This window comes from Acinetobacter endophylla, assembly GCF_053543775.1.
Genome location: NZ_JBLVOM010000117.1, coordinates 1 through 541 on the forward strand (window position 1 = coordinate 1; position 541 = coordinate 541).

Annotated in this window: 1 protein-coding gene; it reads right to left on the bottom strand. The window is 44.7% G+C overall.

Annotation, left to right across the window (positions count from 1 at the left end; genetic code table 11):
* Positions 1 to 528, bottom strand: a 528-nt coding sequence (locus ACNPNW_RS05535; RefSeq protein WP_448766682.1) for a methyl-accepting chemotaxis protein, incomplete at its 3' end; no start/stop codon positions are given.
* Between the last annotated feature and the right edge of the window lie 13 nt (positions 529 to 541).

Consider the following 541-nt stretch of genomic DNA (forward strand, 5'->3'; position numbering starts at 1 on the left):
TAACGGAGAAGCCGTAAGCAATAAATCAACCGTTTCCTCAACTTCCTGTTGAATATCGTTTGTAATGTTCTGAACAACGCCTATCGATTGTTTGGACTGATCCGAAAGGTTTCGTATCTCATCCGCGATGACCATAAATCCTTTCCCTGCTGCACCGGCTCTGACCGCTTCTATTGAAGCATTCAAGGACAGAATATTCGTCTGCTGAGTCATTGTTGTGAGCACATCCAGAATTTTTCGGATAGAGCTGGTGCTGTCTTTGAGCTTATCCACTTTACCTATCATGGATCTGGTTATTTCTTCAGTCGAATTCGTTTTTGTGATGAGATCACCCATATATTCGGTTCCCTCATTACTGATTTGATACACCCGATCGGCTGAGCCTTCCATCTTCGAATTGAAATCAATCACTTTATTCATATTCATCCCGATGTTCTCAGCGTAATTCATCCCGTTCTCCGCTTCCATCGAAAGCCCCATTGCCCCTTGGGCAATTTCCTCGACCGCTACAGCGACCTCTTTCGCCATCGTGGAAGTGTTC